Source organism: Mesorhizobium sp. Root102 (assembly GCF_001425625.1).
Lineage (GTDB): Bacteria > Pseudomonadota > Alphaproteobacteria > Rhizobiales > Rhizobiaceae > Mesorhizobium.
The window spans coordinates 1-17,640 of record NZ_LMCP01000025.1 but is presented as its reverse complement, the minus strand read 5'-3'; the positions used below and the strand labels follow the sequence as shown (position 1 = coordinate 17,640).

The 17,640-nt window shown below is 63.2% G+C and carries 19 protein-coding genes and 1 pseudogene; 10 read left to right on the top strand and 10 right to left on the bottom strand.

Annotated elements, in window-relative coordinates:
- Nucleotide 1: 1 nt before the first annotated feature.
- Genes ASD12_RS20835 through ASD12_RS20825 form a run of 3 tightly spaced genes read left to right on the top strand, consistent with a single transcriptional unit; the run spans nt 2 to nt 2,333 of the window.
- Complete coding sequence (locus tag ASD12_RS20835; protein WP_056590395.1) at nt 2-1,126, top strand: AAA family ATPase; 1,125 nt, start codon at nt 2-4, stop codon at nt 1,124-1,126.
- Nucleotides 1,123-1,542 (top strand): hypothetical protein, encoded by a 420-nt coding sequence (locus ASD12_RS20830; RefSeq protein WP_056590393.1) that lies wholly within the window; start codon nt 1,123-1,125, stop codon nt 1,540-1,542. Before ASD12_RS20835 ends, ASD12_RS20830 begins: the two co-directional genes overlap by 4 nt.
- Nucleotides 1,539-2,333 carry a hypothetical protein gene (locus ASD12_RS20825; protein WP_056590390.1) on the top strand — a complete coding sequence of 265 codons (795 nt, stop codon included), beginning with the start codon at nt 1,539-1,541 and terminating at the stop codon, nt 2,331-2,333. The genes ASD12_RS20830 and ASD12_RS20825 overlap by 4 nt, the downstream gene beginning before the upstream one ends.
- 137 nt (nt 2,334-2,470) lie before the next feature.
- Here ASD12_RS20825 and ASD12_RS34235 read toward each other — a convergent pair whose 3' ends face one another.
- Nucleotides 2,471-2,641 (bottom strand): hypothetical protein, encoded by a 171-nt coding sequence (locus ASD12_RS34235; protein ID WP_156398626.1) that lies wholly within the window; start codon nt 2,639-2,641, stop codon nt 2,471-2,473.
- A gap of 46 nt (nt 2,642-2,687) precedes the next feature.
- On the opposite strand from ASD12_RS34235, the gene ASD12_RS20820 reads away from it, so the two are divergent.
- The 3 genes from ASD12_RS20820 to ASD12_RS20810 all read left to right on the top strand — a co-directional run bounded on the left by ASD12_RS20820 (nt 2,688) and on the right by ASD12_RS20810 (nt 4,215).
- Nucleotides 2,688-3,287: a hypothetical protein gene (locus ASD12_RS20820; protein WP_056590387.1), complete on the top strand. Its 600-nt coding sequence runs from the start codon at nt 2,688-2,690 to the stop codon at nt 3,285-3,287.
- A 63-nt stretch (nt 3,288-3,350) separates the two neighbouring features.
- Nucleotides 3,351-3,665 carry a hypothetical protein gene (locus ASD12_RS20815; RefSeq protein WP_156398625.1) on the top strand — a complete coding sequence of 105 codons (315 nt, stop codon included), beginning with the start codon at nt 3,351-3,353 and terminating at the stop codon, nt 3,663-3,665.
- Entirely contained in the window at nt 3,655-4,215 is a 561-nt protein-coding gene (locus ASD12_RS20810) for a PIN domain-containing protein (protein ID WP_056590381.1), read from the top strand. The genes ASD12_RS20815 and ASD12_RS20810 overlap by 11 nt, the downstream gene beginning before the upstream one ends.
- A 341-nt stretch (nt 4,216-4,556) precedes the next feature.
- Here ASD12_RS20810 and ASD12_RS20805 read toward each other — a convergent pair whose 3' ends face one another.
- The 3 genes from ASD12_RS20805 to ASD12_RS20795 form a co-directional block, all read right to left on the bottom strand.
- Entirely contained in the window at nt 4,557-4,850 is a 294-nt protein-coding gene (locus tag ASD12_RS20805) for a hypothetical protein (protein ID WP_056590378.1), read from the bottom strand.
- Between the two features lie 58 nt (nt 4,851-4,908).
- Nucleotides 4,909-5,232 carry a DUF736 family protein gene (locus ASD12_RS20800; RefSeq protein ID WP_027170236.1) on the bottom strand — a complete coding sequence of 108 codons (324 nt, stop codon included), beginning with the start codon at nt 5,230-5,232 and terminating at the stop codon, nt 4,909-4,911.
- A gap of 785 nt (nt 5,233-6,017) precedes the next feature.
- Entirely contained in the window at nt 6,018-6,554 is a 537-nt protein-coding gene (locus ASD12_RS20795) for a hypothetical protein (RefSeq protein WP_056590375.1), read from the bottom strand.
- A gap of 302 nt (nt 6,555-6,856) precedes the next feature.
- Between ASD12_RS20795 and ASD12_RS20790 the strand changes: the two genes are divergently transcribed.
- The 3 genes from ASD12_RS20790 (at nt 6,857) to ASD12_RS20780 (ending at nt 8,621) form a co-directional block, all read left to right on the top strand.
- On the top strand, nt 6,857-7,342 hold the full coding sequence (locus tag ASD12_RS20790) for an antitoxin Xre/MbcA/ParS toxin-binding domain-containing protein (protein WP_056590372.1): 486 nt from the start codon (nt 6,857-6,859) through the stop codon (nt 7,340-7,342).
- On the top strand, nt 7,339-7,848 hold the full coding sequence (locus ASD12_RS20785; protein ID WP_056590369.1) for an RES domain-containing protein: 510 nt from the start codon (nt 7,339-7,341) through the stop codon (nt 7,846-7,848). The genes ASD12_RS20790 and ASD12_RS20785 overlap by 4 nt, the downstream gene beginning before the upstream one ends.
- Before the next feature lie 143 nt (nt 7,849-7,991).
- Nucleotides 7,992-8,621: a plasmid pRiA4b ORF-3 family protein gene (locus ASD12_RS20780; RefSeq protein WP_056590366.1), complete on the top strand. Its 630-nt coding sequence runs from the start codon at nt 7,992-7,994 to the stop codon at nt 8,619-8,621.
- Between the two features lie 203 nt (nt 8,622-8,824).
- Here ASD12_RS20780 and ASD12_RS20775 read toward each other — a convergent pair whose 3' ends face one another.
- The 3 genes from ASD12_RS20775 to ASD12_RS20765 all read right to left on the bottom strand — a co-directional run bounded on the left by ASD12_RS20775 (nt 8,825) and on the right by ASD12_RS20765 (nt 15,708).
- Nucleotides 8,825-9,766 carry a DUF2493 domain-containing protein gene (locus tag ASD12_RS20775; protein ID WP_056590363.1) on the bottom strand — a complete coding sequence of 314 codons (942 nt, stop codon included), beginning with the start codon at nt 9,764-9,766 and terminating at the stop codon, nt 8,825-8,827.
- 445 nt (nt 9,767-10,211) lie between these two features.
- A complete protein-coding gene (locus ASD12_RS20770; RefSeq protein ID WP_056590360.1) occupies nt 10,212-11,252 on the bottom strand; it encodes a toprim domain-containing protein in 1,041 nt (346 codons plus the stop codon).
- A gap of 13 nt (nt 11,253-11,265) precedes the next feature.
- Nucleotides 11,266-15,708, bottom strand: coding sequence for a strawberry notch family protein (locus ASD12_RS20765; RefSeq protein WP_056590357.1), 4,443 nt, complete (start codon nt 15,706-15,708; stop codon nt 11,266-11,268).
- Between the two features lie 363 nt (nt 15,709-16,071).
- Here ASD12_RS20765 and ASD12_RS33325 point away from each other — a divergent pair, with 363 nt between their 5' ends.
- Nucleotides 16,072-16,206, top strand: a complete 135-nt coding sequence (locus ASD12_RS33325; RefSeq protein ID WP_244482919.1) for a DUF1173 family protein — start codon at nt 16,072-16,074, stop codon at nt 16,204-16,206.
- Between the two features lie 112 nt (nt 16,207-16,318).
- Here the strand turns inward: ASD12_RS33325 and ASD12_RS20760 are convergent, their stop codons facing one another.
- The 3 genes and pseudogenes from ASD12_RS20760 to ASD12_RS20750 form a co-directional block, all read right to left on the bottom strand.
- Nucleotides 16,319-16,738 (bottom strand): hypothetical protein, encoded by a 420-nt coding sequence (locus ASD12_RS20760; RefSeq protein WP_056590464.1) that lies wholly within the window; start codon nt 16,736-16,738, stop codon nt 16,319-16,321.
- Nucleotides 16,728-16,988, bottom strand: coding sequence for a type II toxin-antitoxin system prevent-host-death family antitoxin (locus ASD12_RS20755; protein WP_056590355.1), 261 nt, complete (start codon nt 16,986-16,988; stop codon nt 16,728-16,730). The genes ASD12_RS20760 and ASD12_RS20755 overlap by 11 nt, the downstream gene beginning before the upstream one ends.
- Before the next feature lie 103 nt (nt 16,989-17,091).
- Nucleotides 17,092-17,541, bottom strand: a pseudogene (locus tag ASD12_RS20750) (IS30 family transposase); the annotation flags it as partial.
- Nucleotides 17,542-17,640: the final 99 nt, after the last annotated feature.

Sequence of the window (17,640 nt, the reverse complement as noted above, 5' to 3'; positions counted from 1 at the left end):
GATGCAGCGCATTCTGGCTCCGATCATCCCTGGCCTTGCCGTCCTGATCGTCGTGCTCGCCCTCCTGGAAACCTATTCCGGCGTCATCCTGGTCGTCGCGCTTACCGTCATGGGCTGGCGGTTGGCGCATGCCGAGAAATATGGCGCGCCGCTAGCGCGGAAATTCTCGAAGGGTGAATGGGACGCGCAAGCAGGCGTTGAACGGAAACCGTCTCTGCCGGTCCGTCCAGCAAAACATCGGCCGCTCGATGACGTGCTGGCCGAACTCTACGCGATGACCGGGTGGCGCTCCGTCAAGACGGAGGTCAGGAAACTGGTCGCAGTGCTGCAGGCCGAGCAGGAACGCCAGCGCCACGGCATCAATGCCGCACCCCCAAGCCTGCATCTGATCTTCCTCGGCAATCCTGGGACCGGGAAAACCACGGCGGCGCGTCTCATGGGCGAGATTCTGTTCGCACTCGGCCTGCTCAGATCCGGCCATGTCGTCGAGGTCGACCGCAGCCAGCTTGTTGCCGGCTATATCGGACAAACCGCTATTCTGACGCGGCAAGCCGTCGAGGCCGCCCTTGATGGTGTGCTGTTCATCGACGAAGCCTACGCGCTGGCGCCGGAGGGCCAAAAAAACGATTTTGGCCGCGAGGCCATCGACACGCTGCTGAAGCTGATGGAGGACCATCGGGATCGATTGTGTGTCATCGCCGCCGGCTATACCGGCGAAATGCGCCGCTTCCTCGAAGCAAATCCCGGCCTGCGCTCCCGATTCACCAGGACAATCATGTTCGAAGACTATTCGGCTGAAGAGCTGGCGGGGATTTTTCGCGATCTCGTCAACCGCGAAGGCTTTGTGCTCGACGCCGCGGCCGATGGCCAGGCCACCCTCGCCTGCGTCCGCATGGAGGCGGAGCGGGGTGGGGACAAAAAGTCGGACCAAATGTCCTCGGGCCAAATGTCCTTTGGCAATGCCCGCGCAATCCGCACGCTTTGGGAAAACACGCGCGAGGCGCAGGCCATGCGACTCGCGGCAAAGGCTGTCGGAAATACCGACCGCGACGCCATTGTCACCATCGAGCCAGGTGACATCGAAACGGCCATGGCGACACACGAGCGGCAGGGGGTGGGTCCATGATGAACGCAACGCAGCTGGCCTCGGTGCATGCAAGGCTTGTGCGCTGGCTCAACCTTGTTCCCGCCCTGTTCAGGCGCGATCCGCTGTTTCGCTATGCCACGATTGCCGCTGTTCTGGCTTTGATCTTTCTGGCTGTCAGTATCGTTCAGGATGTCACCGGCCATCGCGACCGTCCCATGACCGGCGGTGGAAACAACGCCGGCACCACGTCGGCTCCGGATTATTCCGAACAGGGCAATGCGTCTTCGGCCGCAGGGTCGCGGACGTCGCAACCGCCCGCGCCCGGATCAACCTTGGAGCCGGCTCACGACGATACGCCTGCTGTCGCTCCTGGCCGGCCGCTGCAAGGGATAAAAGTGGCGCCAGCGCCGCGCGAAAATTTTGGAACCGTGCCTAAGGAAGGATCATCCCCATGATGCAAAGAAGAAGTGTGTGCGCACTGGCGCTCGGCATTGCGATCACCGCGTTGAGCTTCGTCGAGGGCTCCGGCTTCGCCCTGGCGCAAGATCAGCAGGCAGCAACCCAGAAGCAATTGGACCGCATCGAGCAAAAGCTCGATACGCTGATCGAACGTCTCGGAACTGCCGGACAGCAGTCATCAAATGGCAATGACAGCCTGCCCGCCACCGGGAATGATGGCGCCAGGAAGCAGGTTTCCGCTGAAGGCGACACAAGCCAGGGTTACCAGCGGGGCGCGCTCGCCATCGCCCGCGTTGCGCCGGCCAGAAAGGACAATCTTCCAGAGATCCCGGCCGACAGCGTCGGCAGCTTTGTCTATATCGGCGGCGCCATTCCGCTCAGCGAATTGTCACGCAACGGCGTGGTCTACCCCGGTCTCGCGGCCGTCGAACTCCAGGGCTGGCTGAAGGTCACACAACCCGGCCGCACGCAGCTCGCCGTCGAATACCTCGCCACCACCGGATCCAACGTTTTTGGCAATGCCGGCTGCATCGCCTCGCTCTGGCTCGAAGATCGCTCGATCGGCTCCCAGCATGGCGAAATCCCGATGCCCGCCAGGGAGCAAAAAACCGTCTCCTTCCTCTTTGGCGCCGATCTCCAGCCCGGTCTTTACAAGCTTCGCGCGTGGCTCGCCTGCACCGAGCCGCGGGATCTGCGTGTCCTCAACGCCCAGCTGCTGATCAAGACGCCCGCCGACATGAACCTGCGCATGATCGACAGCGGCGAATTGCTGCACCAAGGGTCGTGAACGCGCGAGAACCAGGAAGGACCACAGCCAAAACGCCGAGGACGAGGACCTCGTCGAAACCGCAGGAGCCGGGTTTCGAAAGGCCGGTGTTCCGGCGGCCGGGCTTCAACGGGCTTTCGATGACATGGAAAAGACGCTCACCAACGCCGATGCGGAAAAACAGCATCGGCAAACGCGCGCTCGGCAATCTCGACTGTTTCCATTATGCCTATGGAAAAGTCGCCGACGGGCCGCTCTTGACCCTCGACCAAAAACTGCGCGAAACCGATATCAAGCCTTGCCGTGACGATTGAGAACTGTTCCGGCAAAATGGGCCTCCTAACAAACGCCCCATCAAGCAAATGAGGAACAACCATGCAGCAGGTTTTCTATCCCGGTCACGCCGGCGAGCCTTGTGTCGGTGAATATGCGATTGCGCTCGATCGCACCGACATGATCGCGCGCGCTGATATTGTGCTGGTCAGCCTCCTCTCCCATATGGCGTCGTTCCACAGTTCCGGCTTTGGCCGCGATATCGTGCTGAACCGCATCCTGGCCAACGACCTTCAGGGCGCCAGACTGAATTGGATCAGGCTGTTCCTGCTCACCGAAACATATGCTTCCGGGTCCGGACAGGGATCGGAGTTCCATGCGACAGAGGTCAGGATCAAACTCGACACCGACGATTTTATCGCCAGGGGCAATCCCTGTACCGTTCGCCGGCGCAATTTCCTATCGCGGCTGTTTACCGGGATTTCGCAGGAGGTTTCCTACTGGAACGGCCATGTCGTCGGCGGCTGCGCCCGCTTCTCGACGTCGATCGAAAATTTGCGCCTTCTCGATCAGACGGAAACCGAAACGCTTTGCACCAGGATTGGGCTACGCACGCCGGCAGCTAAACCCTCGCCCGCATCCACCAAGACAAACAGCCTGCCAGTCACACACAACACCTGGTCGAGTTCGTCCTATCACTGACGCCGCATCTTGCCTTGTGTGACAAGGCGCTCTATCTTGCACACAAGACAGATGGAGTTGAACATGGCGACTGCGCGCGCACTGAAGCGGGGGGAAACCAAAGCCTCTGCAACCAGGCAATCCGCGAGCCGTTCAAACGCGGCCGTGGCGATTGAGGATGCGCGCCGCGCCGGTCTGCTGGACGGCGACAAGACCGAACATCTCTCCTTCCGTGCGCCGAAGGCTTTGGTCGAGGCCGCCAAGCGGGAAAGCGGGATCGATTCCCCGACCGATCTCGGTATCCTCGCGCTGGCCACACTGGCCCAGCCTGATCCGGTGGCCTCCTTCCTCAAGCGCACCCACGGCAAGCTCGGGCCGGGTCACGCGCTTGAGTTCTGACCTGCGCGCCGCGCTGCGGCGCTACAAGCCAGAACGACGCCGCGCCCAGCTGAAACCGAGAGCGCATGACAAACTTGTCGGCGTTGCCGATATCGGCTCTACCGGGCGGCCGACATTCGTGCCGGACACCAATATCTATATCATGGCCGCGGCCGGTACCCTGCCGGATGTGGCGCGGCGGTTGCTCGACCGCTCCCTGCTGTTCCATTGCTCGGTCTGTCTGGCCGAACTCGCCACCGGCGTCGCCAATTACGATCCGGCAAGGCCGGACTGGCATCCGGTCCGGGATCATTACGCCGCCCTCTTCGCCAGTATCCCAGACAGCCGCGTGCTGATCCCCGACCACCAGATCTGGATCGATGCCGGTGTCATTGCCGGTACGTTGTCGCGCACCCAGAATTTCCAGAAACATCAACGCAAGGAATGCCTCAACGATGCGCTGATCTATCTCACCGCCGCGAAGGCCGGCCTGCCCTTGCTTACGGCCAATACGATCGACTTCAATCTCATCCAGCAGATCGCGCCTGGCGGTCAGTTTGTCCATCTTTGACCGGCTGTTTGTCGACGTAGCTGACCTTCACACCCGCCAAGGCCCTCAAGGACGCGCTCGCCGGCTGACGGGGTTGACCAGGCGCGGAACAGAAGGAACCTTCCGAGGCTCAGCTTCTGTCTCCCGTCCCGCTGATCCGGCCAATCGTCGTCATTGGACATTTCCCGATACCGCTTTGTGCCTTCCGACGGGAAAGACGCGTCGGCAATTGGCGGTTCGATCGTGCCACCGGGACATCGACGAGGTCGAGCAATTGATGTTCGTGGTTGTCGGCAAGCATAAAAAAGGGCGGCGACGGAGTGATCCGTCGCCGCCCTTTTGAATGTTAGCGGCTTTAGAAATCAGGCGAGGCCCACTCGGGCTGCCGTTCCGGCAGCGACCTTGTCTTCGATGAGTTTCGAGGAGACCTCCGCCGGCAGCGGCATGAAATGGTAGCCGCGTGCGATGGCTGCATGGCGAAGATATCCAAGCGTTTCGAAGGCGCGATCGTGGGTGCCAAGCCAAAGACCGGGCTCGTCGGTTTCTTGGTGAGGGAACGCCTGCAGGAAATAGGTCCGAAGCGGCGGGTCGTAGCCGATGATGGCTTCCGGGTCCGAGCGGCCCTGTCCGGTGACGGTAATGGTGTAGCGGCTCATTGCAACCTCCCTTTTGCCGGTGGGGAAGCCGGCCCTGGGGGGCCGGCTTCCGATGCCCTCACTGCGGGTTGTTCCAGAGGATGACCTTCTTGTTCTCCTCGCCGCCGGGGGCCGGGGCGACGTTGCCGAAGATCACGCCGATCTCGGGTGCCTCGATCTTGACGGAGAGGTATTCCTCGCCGGACCGCTGCGAGCGGCGATACCAGCCCGCGCCGATCTCGAAGCCGGTGCGCTTGTTGAGGATGCGGTAGTCGGGCGCTTCCTCGCTGGCCTTGGAGGGGTTCGGGACGACGGTGATCGGGGCGTTGACCCGGAGCGTGGCGAAGACGCCTTCCATTGAGCCGTCGGACTTGGTGGTGAGGTTAGCGATCGTGGTGGCCATGGTAGTTCTCCTTCGGTTGCATCGGGAACCATTCCCGATGGCGTCGAAGGAGAGGGCTGTCCTGCTGCGGTCATCTCGGCGCAAATTCTGGAAAATTCTATTTTCGAAAAGAACGCGGGCAGGCCCTTCGCCTGCCCGCAAACCAAAAACAGAAATCGAATTTTCCTGAATTTTCGTCGAGAGTACCCCGCCAGGGGTTGACCGTAGTAAGCAGGCGGTCCTCTACAAAGGCGACATGAAAAGGGAATGGCTCGCGTTGCAACCGAAGCCGGGACTAACAGCGCTGGCCGCTCCGATCGCGCCCCACCGGCTCCCGCCGGCGACCGCTGGAATGGTTTGGCCACTCCCATCATCGCCCCTTTCACCGCCATTCCGATAGCGTCCCCGTCCAGCGAAAGCGCGTGGGCTTGCGCAACCTCCGCCACTCAACACCCCCGACGATCGGAGCCGTCGTTCCGCAGGTCGCAGCGGTCCGGCGAGGAGACCGCTTTGTCGCGTGCAGCATCCGACTGAGCGTTCTTCCGCGATGTCGCGTCGGCGGCCGGCGGCGAAGCGACCATGATGTTGAACTTCCTCCGGGGGCGACCCGCAAGGAGCGGGAGGTGCCGACCCTGCCAGGCCGGCTGGCGACTGCCGCGATCGGGTGGCAAACAGGCGTGAGGGCTTCGTCGACGACTGGCCAACGGAACGCGCCGTCGTCGGCTCCGAGCCGCCCCTGCGATGTCATTCACCGCATCCGCTGCTGCAAGACAGTGTACCCGGTCAACTGCGGGGAGCCCAGGCGCTCATCCTGATGTCGTCGCGAGCCGCTCATCCGGCGTCATGCGCGTTGCAAGCAGATCCCAGATCTCCGGGTCGGCGCGTGACAGCATGGTTCGCCAGTCGGCGACGTCGCGGGTCGTCGTAATCAACCCATTGGCGACATCGTAGGTAACACAGGGCTTTTCGGCCATTGCAAGCCGCAGCACGTTGAGGGCGGTGTCGGGGCTTGTCCCGTTCCAGATCATCAGGCCGTAGTTGGCGCGCCGGACCATTTCGCGGTCCTTCTGCGCCTGTATAGCGAAGCCATGGGCGCCGGGCTGGGGTGGAACAGTATAGACGGCCCAATCACCGAGATTGTTTCGCGGTTCATCACCGGCGCAAAAGACGCCGACATGTTCGTAGCCATGCCCGCCGAGCAGAGCTTGCACTTCCGTGTCGGCACCGGGAGCGTCGCCGACGAGAACGCCGTGTTCGGCAGCCACGATCGATGCGATACGCCCGACTATCGCGTCAGGCAGGTCGACGATGTCGTGTGAGCCGCCAATAAAGATCATCGCCATGGTGTCTCTCTTTCTCTCCAACAGCCCCCGCCCCTCTCCAGCCTCGCTCTCCCTCGCGCGAAAAACGGCATAATGGATGCGCAGTCACGCTCGTAAGCGCGAGGCTCACCAGGTTTTTCAAAGCGCCGTGCGGATCTCCGCGCGACTTTTCGACAGATACATGCATGGCTTTGATTTGATATTCGCTTAGCGCCTGTCGAAGTCATGTGGCGCGCCACGCCGTCCTACTGCGATCAATCCTTGAAAAGCCGCGCGTCAACTGTCATATTGAAAAGAGACAAGTGACGTGTTGAGGTGATGTCATGGTGATCGCGGCCGAGACCATATCTCCTGAGACAGGTGCCGGCGACCTGCAGAAGGTCGCGGACCTGCTGGGCGGCGCCCGCGTCTTGTCGCGCCGCGTAACCAGCGCGCTCGATGCCCATGAGCTGCTGTTGCATGGGTTGCCGACCTCGGCGCTGGATTATCTCGTCGGGCGGCTGGTGTTCATTCATAAGGCCGAGTCACTTGAAAAGGCCGTCGGCATGAGCGTACGCACCTATCAGCGGCGCAAGGACACACCGTCGAAGCCGCTCAGCCAGGAGCAGAGTGGGCGGACGTGGAAGTTTGCCGAGATCCTCGCCAAGGCGACGGATGTGCTGGGGGCGCAGGCGGAAGCCGAGCAGTGGCTTGAGCGCCCTGCGATCGGTCTGGACCAGCGGCGGCCGATCGATCTTCTGGCCACGCCTGCCGGCGTCGAGCTTGTCGAGGATTACCTCGAGAGGCTCGAATACGGCGTCTATGCATGACGCCGCTGCCGGCGGCGCTCGGCGGTACGGAATTCCTCGTCTGGCGTCTTGATCAGGTCCGCTTTGCGCCGACTTGGGACAGCGGGGAAGGCGCTTATCGTGTCGGCGGTCGTTGGAACAGCAAGGGCGTGCGCGCCGTCTATTGTTCCATCGATCCCTCGACCGCGATTCTCGAAGTGGCGGTCCATAAGGGCTTCCGAACGCTCGACACAATCGCGCATGTGATGACGGCGGCCGTCATAACCGATGCAACAGATGTCCATGTCGTGAATCCTGGCGCGGTTCCCAATCCCAACTGGTTGCGTCCGGGCATTCCCAGTGCCGGGCAGCAAGCGTTCGGCGACGGTCTTCTGCGGCGTCACCGCTTCGTGGCGATCCCGAGTGCCGTTTCCTCCCATAGCTGGAATTTTGTCTTCGTCGCAAGTGTCGCTGCCGGCGCTTATGCGCTGAAGCTGCAGGAACCTTTTGCGCTCGATACGCGCCTGCATCCGCCGGCAATACCATGATGGGACGAGCATAGATTGAGGACCGAGATGACGGCGCTTACCAGACCAAAACGCCATGTGCGGATTGTGCGCACCGCTTTTCCCGACAGGTAGATGGCCGGCTATGACTTGATCGTCGGCGATCCATCCTGTTCACATGCGGCATGTTCAAAACCATCAACGCAGTCCAGATTCACGTTTCGCTGGATGAGATCGAGCCGGAAATCTGGCGGCGACTTATTTTGCCGTCAGGCTGGAACCTCGACCAACTCCACCTTGCAATTCAGGCCGCTTTCAATTGGTGGAACTATCATTTGCACGAGTTCCAAATCGGCGGCCTGCGCTATGGCGATGTCGAGCTGCTGACGGAGGATTCCGCTGAGGACGATCCTCGCGTCTTTGATGCTCGTGAGGTTCGCCTCCGCGATTTCGAGCGGGGTGCCGTGTTCAATTACGTCTATGACTTCGGTGACAACTGGTCCCACACTGTCGTGATCGAAGAATTCGTGGCCCTTGATGTCGCACCCAAGCACGGGACCTGCATCGATGGAGCGCGCGCCAGGCCGCCCGAGGATGTTGGGGGTGTCCGCGCATATGAGCGCTTCCTGGAAATCATGTCGGACAAGACAGACCCAGAACACGCCGACACCAGGCGGTGGTGTGGCGGCTATTTCGATCGGGAATGGTTCGACCTGGCTGTGGTGGACAAGGATGTGCGCAATGCACTGCGCCCGAATGTAAAGCGTCGGCTGCATCAGCCAAAGCCGAAGCGCAACGAACCGACGACTGCTTGAATCAACAGGCGACGATTTGACCGCCATGCGGGATCGAATGGGTGTCGACAGCATCGGCTCGAACGACAGGATCCTCCCGACCTGTCGTCGAATGCGGGCGGAGCAGACGAGCAAGACATTCGAAACGTGGCAACGAGCCATAGCTCCCGGCATTGGAGCGCCGGAAGCTTTGTCGAGATAGTGCCCAGTTGCGGCAGAGCCTATCACGCGCCGTCACTTCCGAAACGCCAGATCGGGATGCCAAAGCGGCGCGCCTTGTCGGCCAGGTTTGCAGTAATGCCGGAACCGGGGAAGACGATCAGGCCGGACGGCATCACCAACAGCATCTCGTCGTTGCGGCGGAACGGAGCCGCCTTGGCGTGGCGGATCCAGTTCGGCTTGAAGGCGATCTGCGTCACCTTGCGGCTTTCGGCCCAGCACGCCGCGATGCGCTCGGCACCCCGGGGCGATCCGCCGTGCAGGAGCACCATATCGGAGAACTTGGCGTGGGCCCGGTCGAGCGCATCCCAGATCAGTTCGTGGTCGTTGAAGTCCATGCCACCGGAGAAGGCGATCTTGGTGCCGGCCGGGATCAGCACCTCGGTCTCGGCCCGGCGGCGCGCCGAGAGGAAGTCGCGGCTGTCGATCATGGCGGCGGTCAGATTGGCGTGGTTGACCTTCGAGCCCGTGCGCGGACGCCAGGTCGAGCCGGTCTGCGCCTCGAACAGGTCGGCCGCTAAGTCACGCATGAACTCAAAGGCGTTGCGTCGCTCAAGGAGCGTGATGCCCTCGGCCACATGGCGCTCCAGCTCGACGGACTTGACCTCGGAGCCGTCCTGCTCGCGTTGCCCGTTGCGCTGCGCGTCCTCGTTGCGCTGCAGATCGCGCTGGATGCGGTCGCCGGCGCGATGGAAGAGATTGACCGTCGACCAGAGCAGGTCTTCGAGGTCGGGCTCCAGCCGTGTGTCGCCGAGCATTTCGGCGAAGGCGTCGAAGATGGCTGTGAGCGCCGACTGGACAGCCGGCTCCTCGGGCAACGGCCGCGGATCGGGTTCGTCCTGGAAGGGGCGATGGCCGTAGAGCTGCATCTCGAAGATATAGCGGTCGGTCGGCGAGGATGCGTGGGGCGGCTCGTAGCCGTCGTCGAGGGGAAGGGTCAGGTTCATGGGAGTCTCCGTCGGGTTGGGGCCGCGCCTCTCGCGGCCTGACGGCGATCCCCTCCCACGCGCTTTCCGGGCCGGAACCGCGAGCTCCCGGCATGATCCCCAAAAGCGGGAACCGGTTTTGGGAACAGATCATGTCGCCAAAGGGAGCGAAGCGGCCGAGCGAAGCGCTGGGCGGCGCCAAGGCAGGTTTCCTGGCCCGCGAGGAATGGCCGGCCTCGCACATCGGCCGGGAAGCCGGGCAGCGGCTTTCCGCTGCGCCGATGTGCCAACAAAAAGGCCGGCCAGGGGAGGAAACCTGCCGGGCGCTGCTGAAGGCCCGGATGTCGCGTGGTAGGGGTCGCCTCCCGGCAGGCCCGCGGGCGCGCGCCCTTCCCGGCAACGGGAGAAGCCTTGGGGCCGGCGCTGCGCACGGCAACAGCATGCGCCTGCGCGTCCCGGCCCCGCTTCACGTCGCGAGGAAGGCCATCGCGTCTTCCGGGATGAGCTGTTCGCGAAGCCGCGCCATCAGCCGGTCAGGCCCGAGACGGCGCAGATCCTCGTTGAAATCGCCGAGTTCCGGCGACAGCACGAGCGGAAGAACGCCCGCGGCCTGCGCGCGCCGGCTCAGCCGATCGATGCCATGCCGGCCGGCCGCATCGGCATCGGCCGCAACATAAAGGCGGCGGCAACCGGCCGGGAAGCGGAAGGCCGCCAGGTGATTGGCCGACAGCGCCGCGACCACCGGCATGGCCGGCATCACCGCATTGAGGGACAACATCGTTTCGATGCCTTCGCCCGCCCCCATGATCGGGACCGGGCCGATCGTGGGGAACGAGAAGCGCACCGCGTTGCCGAGAAGGCCGCCAAGCGATCGTCTCGGATCGTCGACCGGAGCCTTGCCGGATCCGCGCGGATCAAGCCAGGTGCGATGCACGCCGGTGATCATGCCGGCGGCGTCGGTGACGGCTGCGATCAAAGCTGGAAATGCCGATTTCGCGCCCGTCGTGAGATCCCGGTAATAGCAGGAGGGATGGAAGCGCAGCGAGCCGTGACGCGCGGCCGCAACGATGCCACGATGGCGCAGATAGGCCTCGGCCAATGTGCCCTGGAGCGGCCTGCTCATCGCGAACAGGCGTCGCGCCCGTTCGCTCGCGGACGACATGCCGCCAGCCGGTCTTGAACCAACGCTGTCTCCTGACCGCAGCGGCTCGGATTCCGGCAATCTAAGGAAGCGCCGCGCCTCGTCGGCCACGTCATGGAAGTCGACAAGCCCGCAAGTCTCGCGGACAAGATCGAGAAGATCGCCGAATTGGGCCGTCGCCCCGTCTGCCCATCTGCCTCTCCGCGGCCCGGAAAGATGGACATAGAGAGAGCGCCCCTTGCTGTTGCTGACGTCGCCGGCGATCCAGTAATTGCCCGCGCGTCGGCCGGCGGATAGATAATGACGGCAGACCGCCTCGGCGCTTTGCGCGAGACGGTCCGCCAGTTCGGATGCGGAGGCGCGCATAACCGCTCCTCCCTCAGACCCGGCTGGCGATGTCGACCAGGCGATGGCGTTCCATCAGCCGGGAGAGGATCGCGACCGCCTCGCCAGTCATCGGCACGAAGAACCGGGTTTTCCACTGGATCATCTCGCTAAACAGCCCGATCGCTTTCAGCCAGTCGCGCATGCCGTCGGTGAAGCCGTTGAGTTCGACGCGATAGTCGTTCATGATTTTCACGCGCCGCAACGTCATGTCGCCAGCAAGACCGATCACGGACGAGCCGTTGGTGAGCGCGGCCCACACCTGTTCGGGACTGATCGTCTGGACTTGATCAAGCCCGAGGTTGCGGCACAGCGCCGGCAGATGCGCGGGCGCCACCGTGCGGCCGACGATCCTTTGGCCATCGTCGGTCTGCAGCCGCAAGACTCGGCAATAGTCCTGCGGCAGCAGGCGCCAGATCGGCAGCAGCAGCCCTGTGATGATATGCAGCTGCAAGTCCGAGAATTGCGGAACCTTCGCGACCTCTGCCTGCCAGGCCGCGGCGAACAGCGCCGCGTCGGCCTCCTCCCAATTGGTGTCTTCGAGCTGGCGAACCTCGTAGCGCAGTTCGTCCATCGGGCGGATGAGCGCGACACGCGGTTCGATCGCGCCATCGTCCAGCATGACGCTGCGGGTCGGTATCATCACTGCCGCGCGCCCGGATTTGGCATTGACCATCAGCGTGGCGCGACGATCGCGCTCGGTGATCGCAAGGGCGCCCGAGAGAGACAGCGGCTTGTTGCGTATACGCTGTGCGATGGTCAGGAGATGCGACTGCGCACCACTGCCGGGATGGGTGTAGACGACCTGGCGATCGGTCACCGTCATGCTGTCGGCTTCAAGCGTCTCCAGGCCCTTGTCGTAGACGCCGGCGGCGATGGCGCCATCGACGCGCGCCGCCAGAAGCTGTTCAAAGGCGTCAAAGAGCAGATTTTGCATGGCGATCGTCAACGCCAGCATGCGGTTGAGAAAAGTCGTGATCGGCGGAAGTTCGTCTTTGAGACCGCCCTCTTGCGTGGTCAGGGCAAGGCCGGTGATGGCTTCGAACTGGGTGAGCGAGCAGCCGTCGACCTTGCCCTGGTGGATCAGCAGGTAGAACTGGCGTAGAGCATCGCGTGCAAAGCGGGATTCGAGGTTGTCCTCGCTTCGAAAAAGCCCCTGGCCGCCCGTCTGCCGCTGCCCGCGGGTGATCGCGCCGAGAGTGTCGAGCCGGCGTGCGATCGTCGACAGGAAGCGCCGCTCGGCCTTGACGTTGGTGGTGATCGGCCGAAACAGCGGCGGTTGCTTCTGATTTGTGCGGTTGGTGCGACCGAGCCCCTGAATAGCGGTGTCGGCCCGCCAGCCAGCTTCCAGCAGATAGTGGACGCGCAGGCGCGTGTTCCGCACCGACAACTCGGCATGGTAGCTGCGTCCTGTCCCGCCGGCATCGCTGAAGACGAGAATACGTTTCTCATCGTCCATGAAGGCCCTCACGTCATCGAGGCCCGCCGAGCCAGGACGGGTCTCGACCGCGAACCGCTCGATGCGCCCGCCCGTGTCGCGACGGACAATGCGACGGGAGCGGCCGGTGATCTCGGCAACCTGGTCCGTCCCGAAATGCTGGACGATCTGGTCAAGCGCGGTGGGAACGGCGGGCAGCGAGCCGAGCTTTTCGAACAGCACGTCACGGCGGGCAACGGCCTCGCGGCATATGACGGGGTTGCCGTCCTCGTCGAAGACCGGCCGTGAACTGATATTGCCGCTCTCGTCGGAGAACTCCTCGAAGAGCTGCGTCGGGAACGAATGCATAAGGTAGTCAGCTACGAGTTCCCTCGGGGTCACATCAACCTGGATATCGCCCCATTCCTCGGTCGGGATCTGGGCGAGGCGACGCTCGGTGAGGGCTTCCCCGGTCGAAACGATCTGAATGACGACGGCGTGGCCTTCCGTCAGATCGCGCTCGATCGAGCGTGTCAGGGTCGGCGTCTTCATCGCGGTGAGAAGGTGGTTGAAGAAGCGCTGCTTGGAGCATTCGAAAGCCGACCGCGCTGCCGACCTGGCATTGCGGTTGAGCGTGCCCGACTGCCCGGTGATGCCGGACGCTTCCATCGCCGCCTCGAGATTGGTGTGGATGACCTGGTAGGCCTCGCTGTAAGAATCGTAGATCGCAACCTGCTCCGGCGTCAGTTCGTGCTCAACGAGCTCGTATTCCACGCCGTCATAGGATAGAGAGCGTGAGGCATAGAGGCCGAGAGCTTTCAGATCGCGCGCGAGCACCTCCATTGCCGCGACGCCGCCGTCCTCGATGGCCGCGACGAAATCCGACCGTGTCGGAAACGGGAAATCGCCGGCGCCCCACAGGCCGAGACGCTCGGCATAGGCGAGGTTCTCGACGTCCGTCGCGCCCGTCGCCGAGACATAGACCACGCGTGCATCGGGCAAGGCGCGTTGAAGCCTGAGGCCCGCCCTGCCCTGCTGCGATCCGGCTTTGTCGCCCCGCTCGGTCTTGCCGCCGGCGGCGTTGGCCATGGCGTGGCCTTCGTCGAAGACGATGACGCCGTCGAAATCCTCGCCGAGCCAGTCCACGATCTGCTGCACGCGCGAGCGCTTGCCTTCGCGCTCGTCGGAACGAAGTGTCGCGAAAGTGGTGAACAGGATGCCTTCCGCGAGACGGATCGGCGTGCCCTGTCGGAAACGCGAGAGCGGCGTGACCAGCAGCTTCTCCTGACCCAGCGCTGACCAATCTCGCTGGGAATCCCAGAGCAACTTGTCGGATTTTGAAATCCACAGATGGCGGCGGCGACCCTTCAGCCAGTTGTCCAACAGGACGCCGGCGACCTGCCGGCCCTTGCCGGCACCTGTCCCGTCACCGAGAAACCAGCCGCGGCGAAAGCGGACGGCGCCGGCGGTTTCTTCGTTGGCCGCCTGGACATTGTCCCAGGATTTATCGACTGTCCAAAAGCCTGCGAGATAGCCGGCGTGGGCTTCGCCCGCATAGATCACGCTTTCGAGCTGGGCGTCGGAAAGGATGCCATCCGCGATGACGTGCTCGGGCAAATGCGGGCGGTAGCTGGGCTTGGGAGGAGCGACCGACGCCATCGCCGTCGATTCCACGAGCTTGTCCGGATGGGATTTGGCGCCCGGGATGCTGATCGCCTGAAGCTGATAGGGTTCGTAGATCCCGTCCGTCAGATTGCCTCGCGTATCGTCGTTGGCTTCACGGATCTCATAGGCGATTTCGACGATCGACAGCGATGGCGGCGACACGGGCACGGGCGCTGCATGGGGGCGGTGCTTGGATACCCCTGGCCGTGCTGGCGCGGTCGTCACTGCGGCGGGCCGCAGCGTGTCAGTGCTCCTGCGTGCCGCCATCTTGGCCGCCACGGCCCGCAGTATCCCGTTGGAGAGCGCGCCGGTGGAGTCCGGGGATGTCGACGGCGAGCGCGGCGGCAGGATAGTGGGCCAGTCGAGGAGCGTCCGCAGGTCTGGGGCTGTGCTACGCGAGGCGATCAGCCGGGCGGGATCCGGCGCCGCAATCTTGTCTAGGACCGTGAGCCGCGTCTCGACGTTGGTGCCGTGCCGTGCATAGACGCTGCCGTCGATCGCCGCCGAGAACAGGACCTGACCGCGCTCCTGCAACCGGACGAAGGCGTCGCGCCATTTCGGATTGTCGGGGGCAAGGCTCGAGCCGGTGATCGCGACCAGGCGTCCGCCGGGCGCCAGTCGCGCGAAGGCGGAAGCGAGGTGACGCCAGGCCGCGTCCGAAACCCTGCCCTCGACATGGGGGCCGACCGAGAATGGCGGGTTCATGATGACGACGGTCGGGCTGGCGGATCGTTCCAGGTAATCGTCGATATGGGCAGCATCGTGCCGCGTGGTCCGGGCGTTCGGGAAGAGCTGCGTCAGCAAGGCCTGCCGGACGGGCGCGTAGTCGTTCAGCATCAGCCGCGCCTGTGCGATCTCCGCGAAGATGGCGAGAAGGCCGGTGCCCGCGGATGGTTCGAGCACGGTGTCCCCGGCGATCATGCCGGCGGCGCGAGAGACGACATAGGCCAGCGGCATCGGTGTCGACAGCTGCTGGAGCGCCTGCGATTCATCCGATCGGCGCGTATGGGTCGGCACGAGATGCGCGACCTTCGTCAGCATGGCGAGCGCACCGGCGGGTGTCTGCGAGCGGGCGAGAATTGCCGGTCCGAACTTGCGCAGGAAAAGAACCTGTGCCGCCTCGCAGGCTTCGTAGGCGTCCTTCCAGACCCAGAATCCCTCCGCATCGCTGCCGTCGAAGGCATGGGTCATGATTGGACGAAGATCGCTCGCGCCGATTGGCTGACCCCGTTCGAGGAAGGGCAGGATCTGGTTGGCGGCCTGCAGAATTCGGGTGGCGCGGCGGGTCCGGTCGGAGACGATCGGATCGAGGGAGGCAGCCGGAATGCCGGTGGCTCGTGCGGGGATCGCGTTCATGAGAAGGTCCTGTCGAGAGCAGCGAAAGGGTCGGCCTGCACCGGGCGCTCTCTCAACCTGGCCAGACCAACCCGTCCCGGCTTCCCTCTTCCTCTCCAGCCGAGCCGCCACCCGCCCCTCTCCGCCAAGGGTTCGCGTCTTTCGCTTTTGGCGACCTGGCCGGTCGGCTTTGGTCGTGGCGATCGGGTCGCCTCACACGAGGCAGTATGCCGTAGCTGCCGGGCCGGCTTTTGATCTATCCCGCGTTCGCAGCCGCCTATTGTTGGCCTGCATCAATTCAATCGAATGAGCCGGATCGAGCCGGATGCGCCAGTTCAGGACTGAGGACCGGACATTGGGGGGACGGCGCCGGAGCTTCAAGCCGTGCTCAAGCAGGGCTATGAGAGCAGGCAGTGGCCCTTGTGCCTTTGCCGTGAAGCGCCGGTGGCGATGTACATCGCCCGTCTCGATGGTCAGTATCTCGTCAACCGCGATGCTTTTGTCGGGGCGCGACCATGATCCTGCCTCCTGACGAAGCCATTCCTGTTCATGCGACCGGGGTAGTGCAGGAATGCGGAAGCGGCGGACCTAATCCGAGCCGAGACATGCTGCGTTCCGAGGATAGAAAACGTCAATCCAGACGGCTGACGCGGCGGCCTTCGCTGCGCGCTTCGATAAAGGCGCCTGCGATCTTCATCATGAATGCCTTGCTGAAACGGCCGAGGGGCTTACCGTCGGATTCGATGTACCGGGAGCGTTCGGCAATATCGTAGTTGTATTCGTCAACCACGATCCAGCAGCGTTTGAGATCGGTCAGACCGGCGCGGCGGCACTCGATAGCGGAGACTTCCAAGCCGACCCGATCGCTGGTCGGTGGCTGGGTGGTTATCGCCAGGAGCGCGAGATGGGTCAGGCCATCTCTTGCGCCGCCGACAGCGATGACCACGCAGGTCGGCCGGCTCTTGCGGCCTTCCGTTTCGCCGCGCTCGTGTTGCCACGCCCAAAGATACGGGTAAGAGATCACCTGCCCAGGCAGAAATCTACCGCTCATCATCGTATCCTTCCCCGCGCGCCAATCGGTCGATCTCGGCGGCGAAGAGTTTCGTGTGGTCCTCCGGCATCTCGGAGACATGATATGCGCGGCGGGGATCGCCGCCGATGCGCATGCGTTCGTAGTGCTCGTAACTCATCAACACGAACCGGGGTTTCCGGTGCTTGGTGAGAATAACGGGTTCGCGGCTGGCAACATCGGTGACGTCGCCGACCTGCTTGTTGAGATCCCCCGTCGTGAACTGGCGCATGGCTGGACTCCTTGATCAGTCTCCATATTATCCAGATTTCACCGATTTGCAAGAAATCGCGCTCATCCGGCATTGTCCTCATTGGCCGGGTGGGTTCAACCGGTCATCGCAACACCTTCTGTAGCCTATCGGCCGGCGTTTCGAAGTCCAGGGTTTTTCGGGGTCGCTGATTGAGCCGCAGGGCGACAGCGTTGAGTTGGGCCTGCGAGACATGGGAGAGGTTGGTTTCTCTCGGGAAGTACTGCCTGAGCAGACCGTTGGTATTTTCGTTGCTGCCGCGCTGCCAGGGACTTCGCGGATCGCAGAAGTAGACCTGTAGATCGGTTGCAACGGTGAAGCTTTTGTGCCGAGCCATCTCCTTGCCCTGGTCCCACGTTAGCGAGCGCCGCAACTCTTCGGGCAATGTGCCGATCGTCTGGGCGAGGGCCGCCACGACGGTGGCCGAGTCCCTCCTCGCTACCTTTACAAGCATCGTGAACCGGCTGTGTCGCTCGACGAGGGTGGCGATGTGCGTGTCGTTCGCCCCGGTGAGCAGATCACCCTCCCAATGGCCCATATGCGCTAAGATAGGTGTTGCAGTGGGGAATCGGTTGTGATTCTACACTGCGATGACTCACGAATCGCTTGTAGATGACGGCTGGGCCGAGACGAT